General features: G+C 64.9%; 14 protein-coding genes. 7 read left to right on the plus strand and 7 right to left on the minus strand.

Annotation, left to right across the window (positions count from 1 at the left end; genetic code table 11):
- Nucleotides 1-28: 28 nt before the first annotated feature.
- Entirely contained in the window at nucleotides 29-937 is a 909-nt protein-coding gene (locus AOA14_RS12545) for a LysR family transcriptional regulator (protein WP_234179483.1), read from the plus strand.
- 286 nt (nucleotides 938-1,223) lie between these two features.
- Here AOA14_RS12545 and AOA14_RS12550 read toward each other — a convergent pair whose 3' ends face one another.
- Nucleotides 1,224-1,718, minus strand: coding sequence for a hypothetical protein (locus tag AOA14_RS12550; RefSeq protein ID WP_062903151.1), 495 nt, complete (start codon nucleotides 1,716-1,718; stop codon nucleotides 1,224-1,226).
- A 170-nt stretch (nucleotides 1,719-1,888) separates the two neighbouring features.
- Between AOA14_RS12550 and dnaN the strand changes: the two genes are divergently transcribed.
- Nucleotides 1,889-3,004, plus strand: a complete 1,116-nt coding sequence (gene dnaN / locus AOA14_RS12555) for a DNA polymerase III subunit beta (protein ID WP_058813473.1) — start codon at nucleotides 1,889-1,891, stop codon at nucleotides 3,002-3,004.
- 25 nt (nucleotides 3,005-3,029) lie between these two features.
- On the opposite strand, the gene AOA14_RS12560 is transcribed toward dnaN, so the two are convergent.
- Entirely contained in the window at nucleotides 3,030-4,370 is a 1,341-nt protein-coding gene (locus tag AOA14_RS12560) for a PQQ-dependent sugar dehydrogenase (RefSeq protein ID WP_062902058.1), read from the minus strand.
- Nucleotides 4,371-4,540: 170 nt separating this feature from the next.
- Between AOA14_RS12560 and AOA14_RS12565 the strand changes: the two genes are divergently transcribed.
- Nucleotides 4,541-4,756, plus strand: coding sequence for a hypothetical protein (locus tag AOA14_RS12565; RefSeq protein WP_003047427.1), 216 nt, complete (start codon nucleotides 4,541-4,543; stop codon nucleotides 4,754-4,756).
- Nucleotides 4,757-4,759: 3 nt separating this feature from the next.
- Here AOA14_RS12565 and argC read toward each other — a convergent pair whose 3' ends face one another.
- From argC to AOA14_RS12580, 3 genes are all read right to left on the minus strand, one after another.
- Complete coding sequence (argC, locus tag AOA14_RS12570; protein WP_062902059.1) at nucleotides 4,760-5,683, minus strand: N-acetyl-gamma-glutamyl-phosphate reductase; 924 nt, start codon at nucleotides 5,681-5,683, stop codon at nucleotides 4,760-4,762.
- A 3-nt stretch (nucleotides 5,684-5,686) separates the two neighbouring features.
- Entirely contained in the window at nucleotides 5,687-6,631 is a 945-nt protein-coding gene (locus tag AOA14_RS12575) for a C40 family peptidase (RefSeq protein WP_238929650.1), read from the minus strand.
- Between the two features lie 84 nt (nucleotides 6,632-6,715).
- The gene (locus AOA14_RS12580) at nucleotides 6,716-8,122 is read right to left on the minus strand and encodes a leucyl aminopeptidase family protein (RefSeq protein WP_062902061.1); all 1,407 of its coding nucleotides are present in this window, start codon (nucleotides 8,120-8,122) and stop codon (nucleotides 6,716-6,718) included.
- A 56-nt stretch (nucleotides 8,123-8,178) separates the two neighbouring features.
- Here AOA14_RS12580 and AOA14_RS12585 point away from each other — a divergent pair, with 56 nt between their 5' ends.
- Both AOA14_RS12585 and AOA14_RS12590 read left to right on the plus strand, forming a co-directional pair.
- Nucleotides 8,179-9,003: a DUF3298 and DUF4163 domain-containing protein gene (locus AOA14_RS12585; RefSeq protein ID WP_062902062.1), complete on the plus strand. Its 825-nt coding sequence runs from the start codon at nucleotides 8,179-8,181 to the stop codon at nucleotides 9,001-9,003.
- Between the two features lie 50 nt (nucleotides 9,004-9,053).
- Entirely contained in the window at nucleotides 9,054-9,236 is a 183-nt protein-coding gene (locus AOA14_RS12590; protein WP_058813468.1) for a DUF3008 family protein, read from the plus strand.
- A gap of 240 nt (nucleotides 9,237-9,476) precedes the next feature.
- Here the strand turns inward: AOA14_RS12590 and AOA14_RS12595 are convergent, their stop codons facing one another.
- On the minus strand, nucleotides 9,477-10,982 hold the full coding sequence (locus tag AOA14_RS12595; protein ID WP_082819918.1) for a flavin-containing monooxygenase: 1,506 nt from the start codon (nucleotides 10,980-10,982) through the stop codon (nucleotides 9,477-9,479).
- Nucleotides 10,983-11,183: 201 nt separating this feature from the next.
- On the opposite strand from AOA14_RS12595, the gene AOA14_RS12600 reads away from it, so the two are divergent.
- Together AOA14_RS12600 and AOA14_RS12605 are read left to right on the plus strand one after the other, a co-directional pair.
- Nucleotides 11,184-12,308, plus strand: a complete 1,125-nt coding sequence (locus tag AOA14_RS12600) for a DUF47 family protein (protein WP_162928274.1) — start codon at nucleotides 11,184-11,186, stop codon at nucleotides 12,306-12,308.
- Between the two features lie 15 nt (nucleotides 12,309-12,323).
- A complete protein-coding gene (locus AOA14_RS12605) occupies nucleotides 12,324-13,337 on the plus strand; it encodes an inorganic phosphate transporter (RefSeq protein WP_062902064.1) in 1,014 nt (337 codons plus the stop codon).
- Here the strand turns inward: AOA14_RS12605 and AOA14_RS12610 are convergent, their stop codons facing one another.
- The gene (locus AOA14_RS12610; protein ID WP_062902065.1) at nucleotides 13,338-14,819 is read right to left on the minus strand and encodes a DUF4403 family protein; all 1,482 of its coding nucleotides are present in this window, start codon (nucleotides 14,817-14,819) and stop codon (nucleotides 13,338-13,340) included. It abuts the gene before it with no gap.
- Between the last annotated feature and the right edge of the window lie 10 nt (nucleotides 14,820-14,829).

Raw genomic sequence — 14,829 nt, forward strand, 5'->3', positions numbered from 1 at the left:
ATCATTCTGCATAATTGCAGAATGAAGCGTGGGCGATTATTCCCCACAAGACGCCATGTTCGACTGGAACGACCTTAAATATTTCCTCGCGGTCGCCGAAAGCGGCAGCACGCTTGCGGCGGCGCAGGCGCTGCGCGTCAGCCAGACGACGGTGGCGCGCCGCATCGCCGCGCTGGAGACGGCTACCGGCGTCACGCTATTTGAACGGCGCCAGGCTGGCTATGCGTTGACGCCGACGGGCGAGGCGATGCTGGCAAGTGCGCTTGCGGTCCGCGACTCTGCGGACCGGTTCGGCGAAGCCGTGGGCGCCCAGTCGCGCGACGCGGGCGGGACCGTCAGCCTGACGACGATGGAGATTATTGCGATCACCCTTCTGCCGCCCATCCTGCGCGACCTGCGTGCGGCGCATCCCGGCATCCATATCGACCTCGACACCTCGGACGAGCCGCGCGACCTTGCAAGCGGCGCCGCCGATATCGCGATCCGCAGCAGCAAGCAGCCGACGGGGGCGGGTCTCGTCGGACGCCGCGTCGCCGATAATCCGTGGACGGTCTATTGCAGCCGCGACTATGCCGGACGCCACGGCATTCCGCACAGCCGCGAGGAACTGGCGACGCATCCCTTCATCGGCGGCGGCGGCCATATCTGGGAGCCGTATCGGGCGTGGCTGAAGCAATACCGGCTCGAGGATTCGGTGGTCATGCGTTACGATACCGCATCGGGGTTGCTCGCTGGCGTGCGTTCGGGAATGGGGCTGACGATCCTGCCGGCCTTCCTCGCCGACCGCGAACCCGATCTCGTCCGCTGCATCCCGGCACGGGAGGATGACACGACCGGCCTGTGGCTGCTCACCCACGAACGCCTGCGCCACGTCCCCCGCATCCGCGTCGTCCTCGATTTTCTGGCCGAGGCGCTGACGCGGCTTGCGCGCAGTTGACCCGGCGGAGGCGCGGACCGGAAAGGCCTTTCCTACAATCGTTGGCTGTGGTTCAAACTGGCCGATGACGACCGGCGCCCCTCCGCAACATGAAACGCGAGTGAAGTTGCGCGGTTTTCCGCGATTTTTCGATCGCACAAAATCTTCCACCTTCGTCACCCCGGACGTGATCCCGGGTCCATTCGCGCCGCGTCGAAGAAGTCCACCACGGATCAGGTCCCGTGCAGCGTGCTACCGTGAATCGCGAATGAAGTTCGGCAGTTTTCTGCCATTTTCCAAAACGGCATCAGCGGATGCTGGCGCACCCCAGCGCTGCCGCGTCGATCGCCGTCGCGGCGCCGCGCAGGCGATAGGTGTCGGCAATCGCGCCGCCGGTCGTCGACCGGCTCTCGACGCTCATGCTCGGCGCCGCGCGCATCGCGGCGATGATCGCGGCGTCCATGCGGGCATCGCTGGCCCAGCCGTGGACGCCATTGCCGGTCAGCACGAAGCGGCGGCTGCCGACCGTCAGCCGCAATTCGCTCTGCGGTGCGCGCGGCTTCGACAGGCGGATGTAGAATTGACCGCGGATGCGCGCCTTGGGCCAATATCCGATACTGGCATAGGCTTTTTCCTGCGCCCGCCCGATCGTCGCGGCGGGGCTGGCGATCGCGTAGCAGCGGGGGGTCGCCGGATCTCGGAAGGCGCCCCAGCCATCGAAGATGCCGAGCGCGGTCGGCGCCGCCCAGGCGAGCGCGGGCAGGCCGATGCACAGCAATAGAAGGAATAGCGCCCGCCGCATCGCGCTTCCGTTGCGCGAAAGCCGCCGGAATGCAAGCATGGCTTGCGCGGCGCGGTGCGCGCGTTAAGGAAGGAAGACATTTCCAGGGGCAGGGAATCGGGGCGTCGCTGCGTCCGCGGCGCCGGCTCCATCAGGGACTTCTCCCGCAGAACACAGGATGGCGGATAAGAATGAAAGCGACGATTGAACGCGCAGTGCTTCTGAAGAGCCTCGGCCACGTCCAGTCGGTGGTCGAACGGCGCAACACGATTCCGATCCTGTCGAACGTCCTGATCGAAGCCGATGCGAGCGGCCAGCTCAAGCTGATGGCGACCGACCTTGATCTGCAGGTCGTCGAAACTATCGCGGCAAAGGTCGAAACGCCGGGTACCACGACCGTCTCGGCGCACACCCTGTTCGAAATCGCGCGCAAGCTGCCCGAAGGCGCTGAAGTCAGCCTCGCCGCCGCCGAAGGCAAGATGCAGGTCAAGGCCGGCCGCTCGAACTTCAATCTGCCGACGCTGCCGCGCGACGACTTCCCGGTGATTGCCGAGGGCGATTTGCCGACCAGCTTCGAACTGCCGGTCGCCGAACTCATCCAGATCATCGACAAGACGCGCTTCGCCATCTCGACCGAAGAAACGCGCTATTATCTCAACGGCATCTTCCTGCACGTCGCCGAAGATTCGACGGGTCCGGTGCTCAAGGCCGCGGCGACCGACGGCCACCGTCTCGCGCGCTATACGGTGACGCGTCCCGAGGGCGCCGCGGGCATGCCCGACGTTATCGTGCCGCGTAAGTGCGTCGGCGAAATCCGCAAGCTGCTCGACGAGGCCGAAGGCAATGTCGAAATCAGCCTCTCGGCGTCGAAGATCCGCTTCCAGCTCGGCAACGCCGTGCTGACCTCGAAGCTGATCGACGGCACCTTCCCCGACTATAGCCGCGTTATCCCGACCGCGAACGACAAGCTCCTGAAAGTCGATCCCAAGAGCCTGTTCCAAGGCGTCGATCGCGTCTCGACCATCGCCAGCGAAAAGACGCGCGCGGTCAAGGTCGGGCTCGACAAGGATCGCATCACGCTCAGCGTTACCAGCCCCGAAAACGGTACCGCGGCCGAAGAACTTCCCGCCGGCTACGACGCCGACGCGATGGAGATCGGCTTCAACGCCCGCTATCTCAGCGATATCCTGGGACAGGTCGACGGCGACACCGTCGAACTCCATCTCGCCGACGCGAACGCGCCGACGCTGATCCGCGAAAGCGAAAAAAGCCCGGCGCTCTACGTGCTGATGCCGATGCGGGTGTAGGTCGGCGTCCGCTTGATCTGGCGGATCAGCCCGCCTTCGCGACCCGCCAGATAATCCCGCCGGTATCGTCGGCGACCAGCGCGCTGCCGTCCTTGGCGACCTTGACATCGGCCGGGCGGCCGCGGGTCGTCTTGCCGTCCTTGGCGACAAACTGGTCGAGCAGGGTGACGGGCAGGGCGTCGAGCGGCTTGCCATTGTCGCCGAACTTGACGAACACGACGTCATATCCCGACACCGGATCGCGGTTCCACGACCCGTGCAGCGCGATCAGCGCGCCGTTTGCCCAGCGGTCGCCAAGGTCCAGACCGTTGGTGAAGGTCATGCCCAGCGGCGCGACATGGGCGCCCAGCGCATATTGCGGCCGCTTGACATATTGCCGCCGGTCCTCGGCTTCGGGGGCAACCCGCGGATCGGTGAAACCGCCCCAATAATACCAGGGCCAGCCGAAGAAATCGCCCTCGTCGACGTCGGTGAGATAGTCGGGAACGAGATCCGACCCCAGCATGTCGCGTTCGTTGACCACGGTCCACAGCGTGTTGCTGCCCGGATAGAAGGCCAAGCCCACGGGATTGCGGATACCGGCGGCATAGGTGCGCATATATTTATTCTCGGGCCGCACCTCCAGAATACGGGCGCGGCGGACCTCGTTGCCCATGCCCTTTTCGCCGATGTTCGAATCGGCGCCGACGCCGATGTAGAGCCACCCGTTGGGCGCCGCGACCAGGCTCTTCGTCCAGTGGCGGTTGGTGCCCTGGGCGGGCAGATCGACGATCTTGGTCGGCTTGCCGGCCATCGCCGTTGCGCCCTCGACGAACGGAAAGGCGAGCAGCGCGTCGGTGTCGGCGACGTAGAGCGTCTTTCCGACCAGCGCCATGCCGTAAGGCGAGTTCAGTCCGGTGATATAGGCGGTCTTCACTTCCGCCTTGCCGTCGCCATTGGCGTCGCGGAGCAGGGTGATGCGATTGGCCGACGGGCCGCCGGCGCCGGCCTTGCCCATCAGTGACTTCATCACCTTGCCTTCGATGCCGCTGTCCTTTCGCGGGGGGCTCTGCGCCTCGGCGACCAGTACATCGCCATTGGGCAGCACGAGCATCGAACGCGGATGGTCAAGCCCTTCGGCAAAGCGCGCGACGGTCAATCCCTCCGCGGCCCGAGGCGCTTCGCCGGCCGGCCAGCCCGTGGCTTCGAGCACCTTCATCGTCGGAAATTGTTCGGGGCGCTGCGATGCCATCACCGGCACCCGGCCGCTGAGTTCGGCAGTCGAAAAGCGCGCAATGTCGGGACGTGACGCGACGTAAAAGGCGATCCCGCCCGCAACGATCAACACGACAAGGGCGATGGCGACATATTTCAGGATCTTGCGCATGCCCCCTGCTTACACGCGCAGTGCCGCGCGGCAAAGAGGCGAAAGGCGAAGGCTATGGTTAAGCGCCAAGCCGCTTGCATTAACCTTACCCGATTGTTCATCACGGTTGGGAACGGCGCGGTCAGGCGTGCGCGCTAGGGGGGTGTTTCGAGGCAACGGACGGGGACTCCATGCAGCTTCCAGCACCATTTCTTGCCGACCGCGGTGCGGTCGACGACGCGTATGCGCTGATGACCGAGCATGGCGAGGAAGCCGGCTTCGCTGCGGCCGCGCGCGCCGAACAATATCGGGTGCTCGGCAATCATGTCCATTTCGCGCGCTGGCGGCAGATCGAGCGGCTGATCACCTATCTGTCGATCGATGCCGCGCTCGATACGGTGCACTGACGCCTAAAGCCGCAGCCCCGCCGTTTCGGGCAGGCCCGCCATGATGTTGAGGTTCTGCACGCAAGCGCCGCTCGCGCCCTTACCCAGATTGTCGAGCCGCGCGACGAGCCGCGCCTGGCTGCCGTCGGCATTGGCGAAGACGAACAATGCGATGCGATCGTCGCCCTGGTCCGATGCGCGCAGCAGCATTTCGCCGTCCGCGGGGGCGTCGCCCATCACGACGATCGGGCTTGCCGCATAATAGTCGGCGAGCGCCGCGCGGAGTTCATCGACCGGCGCGGCGCCGGACATCGCGCCAAGCGGCAAAGGCACCTCGACCACCATGCCGCGATGCGCCGGCACGACAGCGGGGGAGAATAGCGGGGCGACCGTCAGCCCGCAGCGCGCCTGCATTTCGGGTACATGCTTGTGTCCCAGCGACAGCGCATAGCCGCGCCAGGCAATGTCGGGGTCGGCCTTGAAGCGCTCGATGAGGCTTTTGCCGCCGCCCGAATAGCCGCTGACGGCGTTGCAGCTATAGGGCCAGTCGGCGGGGAGGAGGCCATCGCGGACCAAGGGGGCGAGGAGCGCGATGAAGCCGGTCGAATAGCAGCCGGGGTTGCTCACGCGCATCGCTTCGGCCACCGCACCATGGCCGACGACCTCCGGAAAGCCATAGACCCAGCCGGGCGTGACGCGGTGCGCGGTCGACGCGTCGATGACGCGCGTGCGGCCATTGTCGATCATCGCCACCGCTTCGCGCGCCGCATCGTCGGGCAGGCAGAGGATGACGAAATCGGCGGCGTTCAGAGCTTCGCGCCGCGCGCCCGCATCCTTGCGCCGCGCCTCGTCGAGCTGGAGTAGTGAAAATTCCTGGCGCCCGGCCAGCCGGTCGGCGATTTCAAGCCCGGTGGTGCCGGCGGCACCATCGATAAACACGCTCGTCATGGCTCAACGCGGCCGCTTGCAGCCGGTGACGGCTGGTTCATGCCCCTTGGCGGCCGACCGCGCCACGACATCGGCGAGCGGCTCGGCCTGGACCGCCATCCAGCGGCGGCTCGAGTGGATGATCGTGTCGGCGTCGGCCATGATCCCGACATGACCGGGAAAGAAGACGAGGTCGCCGCGCCGCAAATCGCCCTGCGCTACATCCTTGTCGGCGCCGAGCGCAGAGAGTTGCAGGTCACTGTCGCGCGGAAGCTGCACCCCCGCCGCCGCCCAGGCGAGCTGGACGAGACCCGAGCAATCGATGCCCCGCTTTGTGCGACCGCCGAACAGATAGGGCGCCCCGATCATCGCTTCGGCGACCGCCGCGGCATCGGCAACCTGGCTGTCTGCATCGACCAGCGCGCCGAGCGGGAGGTAGCCGTGCGCGGTAGCGAGCCACTCGCCGGCAATTTCGCCCATCACGAGCGCGCCCATCGGCAGCACCGCTGAACCGCCGCTCGCGGCATCGGGGGCGGAGTGGAAGATTGCCTCGGTCGCGGCGACGCGGTGCGTCGGCGCAATCGGCGCGCCGAGCGCATCGGCGGCGAGATAGCCGACATAATGATCGGCTAGACTATAACCCCAGGCCCAGCCCCCGGTCAGGTCGAGCAGCGCGAAACCCTCGCCATAGAGCAATTCGCTCGTCTGTTCGGCATCGGGCGACGGCGTGCCGCGCAGTACGGCGGCGGGCAGGATGCTGCTCATCATCATCGGCGCCGCATAATGCGGTGCGAAATACTTGCCGGCGACCGCGATGTCGGCAAGGTCGGGACGGATCGCGACGATGCGCGGATCATAGCTTTGCGAGGTGCCTGCGAGCCCGAAGCGGTCGCGGCCCGCGCCCGCAACGCCGGGGCGCCCCATCCGCACGCGATTGGTCGCTAGATTGTCACCACTGTCAGCGTTCACTGGCTATCCTGTTTTCCGGTCGATCCGCCCACCGCGGACAATCGCGCGCCATTAGCGCAGCGCGCGGCGTTTTATCAAGGATGTTCAACCTTTGGCGCGCCGGTCATAGCGCGCCTGCAACATCGCCCAGGCTGCGCGCAGCCCCAGCGCCGCGCCACCCTTCGGCCGCCCGGGCTTTGCAGAAGGTCGCCACGCGAAGGTGTCGAAATGCGCCCAGGCGGCGCCGTCGGGCACGAAGCGCTTGAGAAACAAGGCCGCCGTGATCGAACCGGCAAACGACGAGGAACCGGCATTGCCAAGATCGGCGATATCGGTTTCGAGCAGATCGGCGTAGCCGTCCCACAGCGGCATGCGCCAGACGGGATCGTCGCGATCGATACCGCCGGCAAGCAGATCGTCGGCGAGTGCATCGTCATTGGCATAGAGCGCGGGCAGGTCGGGGCCGAGTGCGACCCGCGCCGCGCCGGTCAGCGTCGCGAAATCGACAAGCAGTTCGGGCGCTTCCTCACCCGCCTTGGTCAGCGCGTCGCCGAGCACCAGGCGGCCCTCCGCATCGGTGTTGCCGATTTCGATCGTCAGCCCCTTGCGGCTCTTCAGCACATCGCCGGGCCGGAAGGCATCGCCCGAGATGGCGTTTTCGGCCGCGGCGACCAGACAGTGGAGGCGCACCGGCAGGCCACTTTCCATAATGAGCTGCGCCAGGGCGAGCACATGCGCAGCGCCGCCCATATCCTTTTTCATCAACCGCATGCCCGATGCAGGTTTGATGTCGAGCCCGCCGCTGTCGAAGCTGATCCCCTTGCCGACCAGCGCAACGCGCGGGTGATCCGCCTTGCCCCAATGAATTTCGATCAGCCGCGGCGCATGATGCTTTGCCGCGGCGCGCCCGACGGCATGAATCATCGGATATCCCTGTTCGAGCGCTTCGCCCTTGGTTACGGTCAGCTTGCCGCCATGCGCCTTGGCGATCCGTTCGGCCACCTTTTCAAGCTCGGCGGGCCCCATGTCGGCACCAGGCGTGTTGACCAGATCACGGACGAGCGCGGTCGCGCGCATTTCGGCCACCATCGGCGCGATTGCGCCGACATCGGCGGTCAAAAGCACGCGCGGGCCGCTGCCTGCCTCTTCCTTGCTGCGATAGGCATCGAAGCGATACTGACCGCTCATCCAGCCGAACAGCGCCTTGCCGGGCTGGCGTCCGTCGAGCCGGTAGCGCCCCTCGGGCAAGAGGGGCGCCAGCTTGGCGAGGCACCAGGCCGACAGATTGTCGACATTGGCGACCGCAGTGACGACCGACCAGCTTTCGGCGTCGTCGCCCGGCAGGATAGCATGGGCGTAACCATCGGGCGTGTAACGGACGGCGGCGAGCGCGGCGCGTTCGCGCGCGCTGCGGCTCTTCAGCCAGTCGTCATAGCTCTTCTTGTCGACAAGGTGGATCGTGCGCGCATCCTGCCCCTTGTCGGGCTGGATCAGGTCGGAATAATCGGTCATGCAAATTCTGCTAGGCTTCCCCGGAAACTTTGTCGATTCCCCGCGTTGGAGCTGTCATGACAAGCAAAAGCCTTCCGATCGTCCTGATCGCCGCCACCCTGTGTTCCGCCTGCTCGAAGGAGCCCGAACCGACCCCGGCCGAAAAGGTCGCGGCGGCGTCGGTTCCGGGCGCGCCGCCGGGCGCCGCCGACGATGTGGCGGCGAAGGCTGCGACCGCCTCGGACGTCAAGGAAAGCAGCGACCTCATCGAATTCGCTTATAGCTATCCGCGCGAAGCCGCCGCGATTCCGGACCTTGCGAAATGGCTCGACAACGATCGCGCCAAGAAGCGCGAGGCGCTGATCGACGATGCGACGCGCGACCGCGACGCGGCGAAGAAGGAGGGCTTTCCCTATCACGCGCACAGCCATTTGCAGGCGTGGGAGCGGGTCACGAACACGCCGCGCTTCCTGAGCCTGTCGAGCGATATTTCGACCTATACCGGCGGCGCGCACGGCATGACGAGTTTCGACACGCTGATCTGGGACCGCAACCGCGCGATCCGACTGAAGCCGCTCGACCTGTTTACCAGCGGCGAAGCGTTCGACGCGGCGATCCGCAAGCCTTTCTGCGATGCGATCGTGCGCGCCAAGGCCGCGCGCGGCATTGCGCCTTCAGACGATCCCGACGGCATCTTCGAAAAATGTCCCGCCGCTTCGACTCAGACGGTGTGGCTCGGATCGTCGGACGGCAAATATCTCGACCGGCTGACGATCGGCATCGCGCCCTATGAGATCGGCCCCTATGCCGAGGGCAATTACAAGATCAACGTCCCCGTGACCGGCGCGCTGGTGAAGGTGGTGAAGCCCGAGTATCAGCGCGATTTTCTGCCGCTGAACTGAAACCGCCGGTCACGCGTTTGTCGGACGAGGGGGCAGGCAGGAGACATGTGATGCCAGCCAAGTCCAAGGCCCAGCAAAAGGCCGCCGGCGCCGCGCTGAGCGCGAAGCGCGGCGATACGCCGAAATCGGAGCTTCGGGGTGCGTCGAAGGAGATGTACGATTCGATGAGCGAAAAGGAACTCGAAGACTTTGCGTCGGGATCGACCAAAGGGAAGCCGGATCACGTCGATTAGAAGGCGCTCAAGGGGGTTCTGGAAGCGGCCGACGGCGGCTTTGGGGTCAGGAGGCGGACGCTGTCACTTCCTCAAGGTGGCGCTGTATGGTCCTTCTTTCGTCATCCCGGACTTGATCCGGGATCCATTCACGCAGCGTCGAAACAATGGATCCCGGATCAAGTCCGGGATGACGATGAAGAAGGTGACTGCAACCGGTCGCCACCAATCCTTTGATATGGCGAAAACCGAACCCGCCGATTACTCCGCGGCTTCGAGGGCCGGGGCCGATGCCTCCTTCGATACCGACGCCGCCTTGCCGAACTTGAGCACGCCGTCATCGACCGGGCCGGTGCGCATGTCGATGCGGTCCTGGACATAATTCTGGCTGAGCCGCCACGGCAGCTTGTCGGCATTTTTGGGCATGATGTGGAGCGCGCGCTGGATATAGCCTGACGAGAAGTCGAAGATATTCTCTTCGGTCAGGCTCGTCGGATCGGCGAGCAGCGGCGTCGCGACCGTCGTGCCGGTATCGCGCATATGGTTGAGGACGCGGCAGACATATTCGGACACGATGTCGGCGCGCAGCGTCCAGCTGGCGTTGAGATAGCCGAAGACGACCGAGAAATTCGGCACGTTCGAGAACATGCACGCCTTGTAATAGAAATGCTCGTTCCACGCGACCGGCTCGCCATCGACGCGGACGGGGATTTTGCCCGCGACCGCGAGCTTGAGGCCGGTGGCGGTAATGATGACGTCGGCGTCGAGATGCTGACCCGATTTGAGAAGGATGCCGGTCTTGTCGAAGCGTTCGATATGATCGGTGACGACGGAGGCCTTGCCCGCCTTCATCGCTTCGAAAAAGTCGGCATCGGGGACGAGGCAGAGCCGCTGGTCCCACGGATTATAGGGCGGGGTGAAGGCGACCGGATCGTAACGGTCGCCGAGCGCCTGCTTCAGCTTCTTGGTCAGGAAGTCCGCAACCTTTTCCGGCTTTTCGCGCGCGCGGCGGAAAACGATGTCCTGCAGGCGGATATTCTTGAAGCGCGTCAGCCGGTAGGCGGTCTTTTCGGGCAGGATCTTGCGCAGGAAATTGGCGAATCCGTCCTTTGCCGGACGGATGGCATACCAAGTCGGCGTGCGTTGCAGCATCGTCACATGCGCGGCCTTGTCCGCCATTGACGGGACGATCGTCACCGCGGTGGCGCCCGATCCGATGACGACGACCTTCTTGCCCGAATAGTCGAAATCCTTCGGCCAGAATTGCGGGTGGATGATTTGCCCCGCAAAATCCTCGCGCCCCGTGAAATTGGCGTCGAACGGCTCGTCATAATCATAATAGCCCGAGCCGAGGTAGAGCCAGCGCGCGGTCGTCGTGCTGACCGCGCCCTTGTCGTCCTCCATCGTCACCGTCCAGCGCGCGGCGGCGCTGTCCCAGTCGGCGCCGACAACCTTGTTGTTGAAGCGGATATGCTCGCGGATGCCGCGCTCGTCGACGATGCGGTTGAGATATTCGAGGATCGAAGGGCCGTCGGCGATCGACTTTTCGTGCCGCCACGGTTCGAAGACGAAACCCAGCGTGTGCATGTCGCTGTCCGACCGGATGCCGGGGTAGCGGAACAGATCCCAGGTGCCGCCCAGATTGGCCCGCCGTTCGACCAGCGCGAAGCTGCGGCCGGGACTGTGCATCTGGAGATGCGCGGCCATGCCGATGCCCGAAAGGCCGGCGCCGACGATCAGAACGTCCTGATCCACGGGGCTGTCCATGCCTGCCATCATTTCGTCTCCCATTTGTCTTTAAGGTCGCAGCTTACGCACAGCGTTGCATTTTGCAATCGAATTGACGTTTACGGAAAGGGCATCGCGGCCAATGCGCCATTGCCGCTGTCACAATATTGTCATAGGGGCGTCACCGAATGGCAATGAAACACCGCGGCTCCGGCGGTAGTTTAGGATTTCGGCCGGTTTATGCGTCAAATTGCGGTGCTTCCTTATCGATTCGCGGGCGTGGGCAAGGATGGCCCCACCGAGATCATGCTCATCACATCGCGCGGCACGGGCCGCTGGGTGATCCCGAAAGGCAATCCGCTGACCGGGATGGACCGCCACGCTTCGGCGGCGGTCGAGGCCGAAGAAGAGGCGGGGGTGATCGGCGCGGTCTGCCCGACCTCGATCGGCAGCTATGAATATCGCAAGCGCCGCGCGAACGGCGCCGCGATCATGTACAATGTCGAAGTGTTTCCGCTCGCCGTGACGCGGGAGCTTTCCGAATGGAAGGAAATGGACGAGCGCGAGCGGCGCTGGTTCACTTTCGACGAGGCCGCGGGGGCGGTCGACGAACCCGATCTTCAGGCCCTTATCCGGTCGTTCGGCGACAGCGGCTTTCGCGTCGCGGCGCAGCGATCGGGGGTCATGTTCAACGTTGCGGAAAAGACAGGGGTCAATCGCATGTTTGCCTGGTTCCAGCGCCTGCTCCCGAGGCAGGGCAATTTCTTCGACCTGTTCGAAGCGCATGCGGCGACGCTCGCCGCGGGATCGGAAGCGCTGGCGCGGCTGCTCCAGGGCGGCGAGGGCATGGCCGACCATATCCAGGAGATCGTCGAGCGCGAGCATGACGCCGACGCGATCACGCGCGAGGTGCTGCAGACCGTTCGCCGTACCTTCCTGACCCCCTTCGATCGCAGCGCGATCACCGACCTCATCGCCTCGATGGACGACGCGATCGACGAGATGCAGAAGACCGCAGGCGCGATCGACCTTTACGACGTCAAGGAGTTCGACCCCGAAATGCGCGACATCGCGGCGATCATCGTCGATGCCGCGCGGCTGACGGTCGAGGCGCTGCCGCTGCTGCGCAATGTCGCCGCGAACGGCACCCGCCTGCACGAACTCACCGAGCGGCTTGTCCGCATGGAGGGGCATGCCGACGAGATCCACGCGGCGGGGCTGAAGCGATTGTTCAAGGAACATGGTGCGTCGAACACGATCCACTTCATGATCGCGCGCGAACTCTACAGCCACCTCGAGCGCGTCGTCGACCGGTTCGAGGATGTCGCGAACGAAATCGACGGTCTGGTCATCGACCACGCGTAAGCGGGGCGGGCGCTCATGCACGAACTGGCATTTCCTCTTCTCGTCGGGCTGGTCCTCCTCGCGCTGGCGTTCGACTTTCTGAACGGCCTGCACGACGCCGCAAACAGCATTGCGACCGTTGTCGCGACGCGGCTGCTGAAGCCCGTGCAGGCGGTGATGTTCGCCGCCTTCTTCAACTTCGCGGCCTATTTCCTGAGCCTCGCTTTTCCGCAATTGCACAAGGTGGCAGAAACGATCGGCGCGGGGCTGATCGACAAGGATCTGGTCACGCCCGCGGTGGTGTTCGGCGCCTTGGTCGGCGCGATGTTCTGGAATGTCGTCACTTGGCTGAAGGGCATCCCGTCCTCGTCGAGCCATGCGCTCGTCGGCGGCATCGTCGGCGCGGGCATCGCTCATTCGGGATTCGAGGGCATCCAGTGGTCGGGGCTCAACAAGACGGTCATCGCGATCTTCTTGTCGCCGCTCCTCGGCATGCTGCTCTCGATGCTCGTGATGCTGCTCAGCAGCTGGGCGTTCCGGCGTTCGACCGCGAAATTCGCCGAGGTCACGTTCCGCCGCCTGCATCTCGTTTCGTCGGCCGCCTATTCGCTCAGCCACGGGCTCAACGATGCGCAGAAGACGATGGGCGTCATCACAGTGCTGCTTTATTCGACCGGCTATCTGACCGGCGATTTCCATGTGCCGCACTGGGTGGCAATCAGCTGCTATATCGCGATCGGTCTCGGTACCTTGTCGGGCGGGTGGAAGATTATCGAGACGATGGGCGGCCGCATCACCAAATTGTCGCAGCATCAGGGCTTTGCCGCCTCGACCGGCGGGTCGATCATGGTGTTCACCGCCAGCCTGCTCGGCATCCCGGTGTCGACGACCCATACGATCACCGGCAGCATCATCGGCGCCGGTGTCGCGCGCCGCGCCAGTGCAGTGCGCTGGGGCGTGGCGAGCAACGTCGTCGTCGCCTGGTTCATCACCATCCCGGCGAGTGCGATCGTTGCAGCACTCTTCTATTCGCTTACGCGCCTGTTCTGATCATTTTGCCGGGCGATAGTCGATGCTCGCCGCCCCGACCATGCGGACGGGGAGGTAGAGGCCGTTGCCATACGCCTTGATCTCGCCGGTTTCGAAATTGTCGATGCGGGTCCGGATGACGAAGTCGCCTTCGCGCCGCTGGTCGATCGCGCGGCGGATCTTGGCTTCGAGTTCGGTGAGATCGCGGGTGAAATTCTGGGTCAGCGCGTCGGCGATCATCGGCGCGAAATCGGGTTGCTGTGCCAACAGCACGAAGATGTCGCCCTTGATCCCGTTGGTGTCGCCCTTGACGTGCAGATCGGTGAAGCGAACCTCGGCCGATCCGGGCTTGTTCACCGGACGCGCGGTCAGCCAGACGCGGCCGCGGGTGGGCGCTTGCTTCGCGCCGACCGGTAGCACGTCCATGTCGATGCCTACCGCGATCTTGTGGTCGGGAGCGCCATAGACGGCGAGCTTGCCAAAGCGGGCATCGACGGGGCCGACGGCGGGCAGGTCGAACGGCCGCAGCGATCGTTTGGCGAGCGACCGCGCGATCACGGGTTCGAGCTGCGCATAATCGGCGATCACCGGCACGCGCACGTCGAAATGGGGCTTGGGCATTTCGCGCACCAGCTGCGGCAGCGGCGTCGGCGCCGGATTCTGCGGCCGGTTCGACACGAAGCTTTCGGTCACCGCCTCGACCCCGAGATTGAGGTCGAGCCGCAGCCCGTTGACGCGGAACCCGCCGAAGAGGATCCGCTGCGGCGTGACCCGCATCCACACCGGGGGATTTTCGCGGTTGAGCTCGATTGTCGTAAACGCCTGGCGCCAGATGTCGGCCGCCTGGGCGCGGATGTTGATGCGGGCGATCTCGCGATTCACTTCGCGCTCGACGTCGCGGATCACCGGACGGAGCTTTTCGTCGGCTTCGTCGGTGAAGGTGATACGCTGGCCCAGAAAGTCGATGCCCGGCGGATTGGTCCAGCCATAGCTGATCCGCGCCTTGCCCTGCATCCGCCAGTCGCTGGTCAGATCGACGCGGACGCGCGCATGCACCATCGCCGATCCGGTCGCGGTTTCGCCCTTCAGCACACCGCCGACATCGCGCGCGCTGATCCGCGCATTCAGGGGCACATCGACGACGATCTCGTTTCCTTCGCCCCGCATACGCAGTGCGCCGCGCGTGACCCGCCCGACGATGGTGCAGGGGATCGCCGGCGTCACCTTTACCTTCTTGCCGAACAGCTTCACGCGCTGCGGTTCGACGCAGGCCTTTTCGCGCCGGTTGATCGTCCACAGCGTCTTTGGAATCGCGCGTTCGAGTTCGCGTTTCAGTGGTGCGATGTCGGCATTGACCGGAACCGCTATCAGCGACGTCTGCGACGGGCTGGGCGCCGTGTCGGTGGCGTGCGGCGGCGCTTCGTCGCCGCCCTTCGCAGGGTCGCAGCCGGCGAGCGTAGCCGCCAGACATGATGCAACAATCAGCCCCTTGATCGCGTGCATGGCCCCATTC

It is taken from the genome of Sphingopyxis terrae subsp. terrae NBRC 15098, from assembly GCF_001610975.1.
GTDB classification, from domain to species: Bacteria; Pseudomonadota; Alphaproteobacteria; order Sphingomonadales; family Sphingomonadaceae; genus Sphingopyxis; species Sphingopyxis terrae_A.

What these genes read in the sequence shown, in the direction of transcription:
- dnaN (WP_058813473.1), top strand. Translation starts at nt 1,889, where the DNA reads ATGAAAGCGACGATTGAACGCGCAGTGCTTCTGAAGAGCCTCGGCCAC.
- AOA14_RS12565 (WP_003047427.1), top strand. Translation starts at nt 4,541, where the DNA reads ATGCAGCTTCCAGCACCATTTCTTGCCGACCGCGGTGCGGTCGACGAC.
- AOA14_RS12580 (WP_062902061.1), bottom strand. Translation starts at nt 8,122, where the DNA reads ATGACCGATTATTCCGACCTGATCCAGCCCGACAAGGGGCAGGATGCG.
- AOA14_RS12560 (WP_062902058.1), bottom strand. Translation starts at nt 4,370, where the DNA reads ATGCGCAAGATCCTGAAATATGTCGCCATCGCCCTTGTCGTGTTGATC.
- AOA14_RS12600 (WP_162928274.1), top strand. Translation starts at nt 11,184, where the DNA reads ATGCGTCAAATTGCGGTGCTTCCTTATCGATTCGCGGGCGTGGGCAAG.
- AOA14_RS12605 (WP_062902064.1), top strand. Translation starts at nt 12,324, where the DNA reads ATGCACGAACTGGCATTTCCTCTTCTCGTCGGGCTGGTCCTCCTCGCG.
- AOA14_RS12585 (WP_062902062.1), top strand. Translation starts at nt 8,179, where the DNA reads ATGACAAGCAAAAGCCTTCCGATCGTCCTGATCGCCGCCACCCTGTGT.
- argC (WP_062902059.1), bottom strand. Translation starts at nt 5,683, where the DNA reads ATGACGAGCGTGTTTATCGATGGTGCCGCCGGCACCACCGGGCTTGAA.
- AOA14_RS12550 (WP_062903151.1), bottom strand. Translation starts at nt 1,718, where the DNA reads ATGCGGCGGGCGCTATTCCTTCTATTGCTGTGCATCGGCCTGCCCGCG.
- AOA14_RS12590 (WP_058813468.1), top strand. Translation starts at nt 9,054, where the DNA reads ATGCCAGCCAAGTCCAAGGCCCAGCAAAAGGCCGCCGGCGCCGCGCTG.
- AOA14_RS12595 (WP_082819918.1), bottom strand. Translation starts at nt 10,982, where the DNA reads ATGGACAGCCCCGTGGATCAGGACGTTCTGATCGTCGGCGCCGGCCTT.
- AOA14_RS12610 (WP_062902065.1), bottom strand. Translation starts at nt 14,819, where the DNA reads ATGCACGCGATCAAGGGGCTGATTGTTGCATCATGTCTGGCGGCTACG.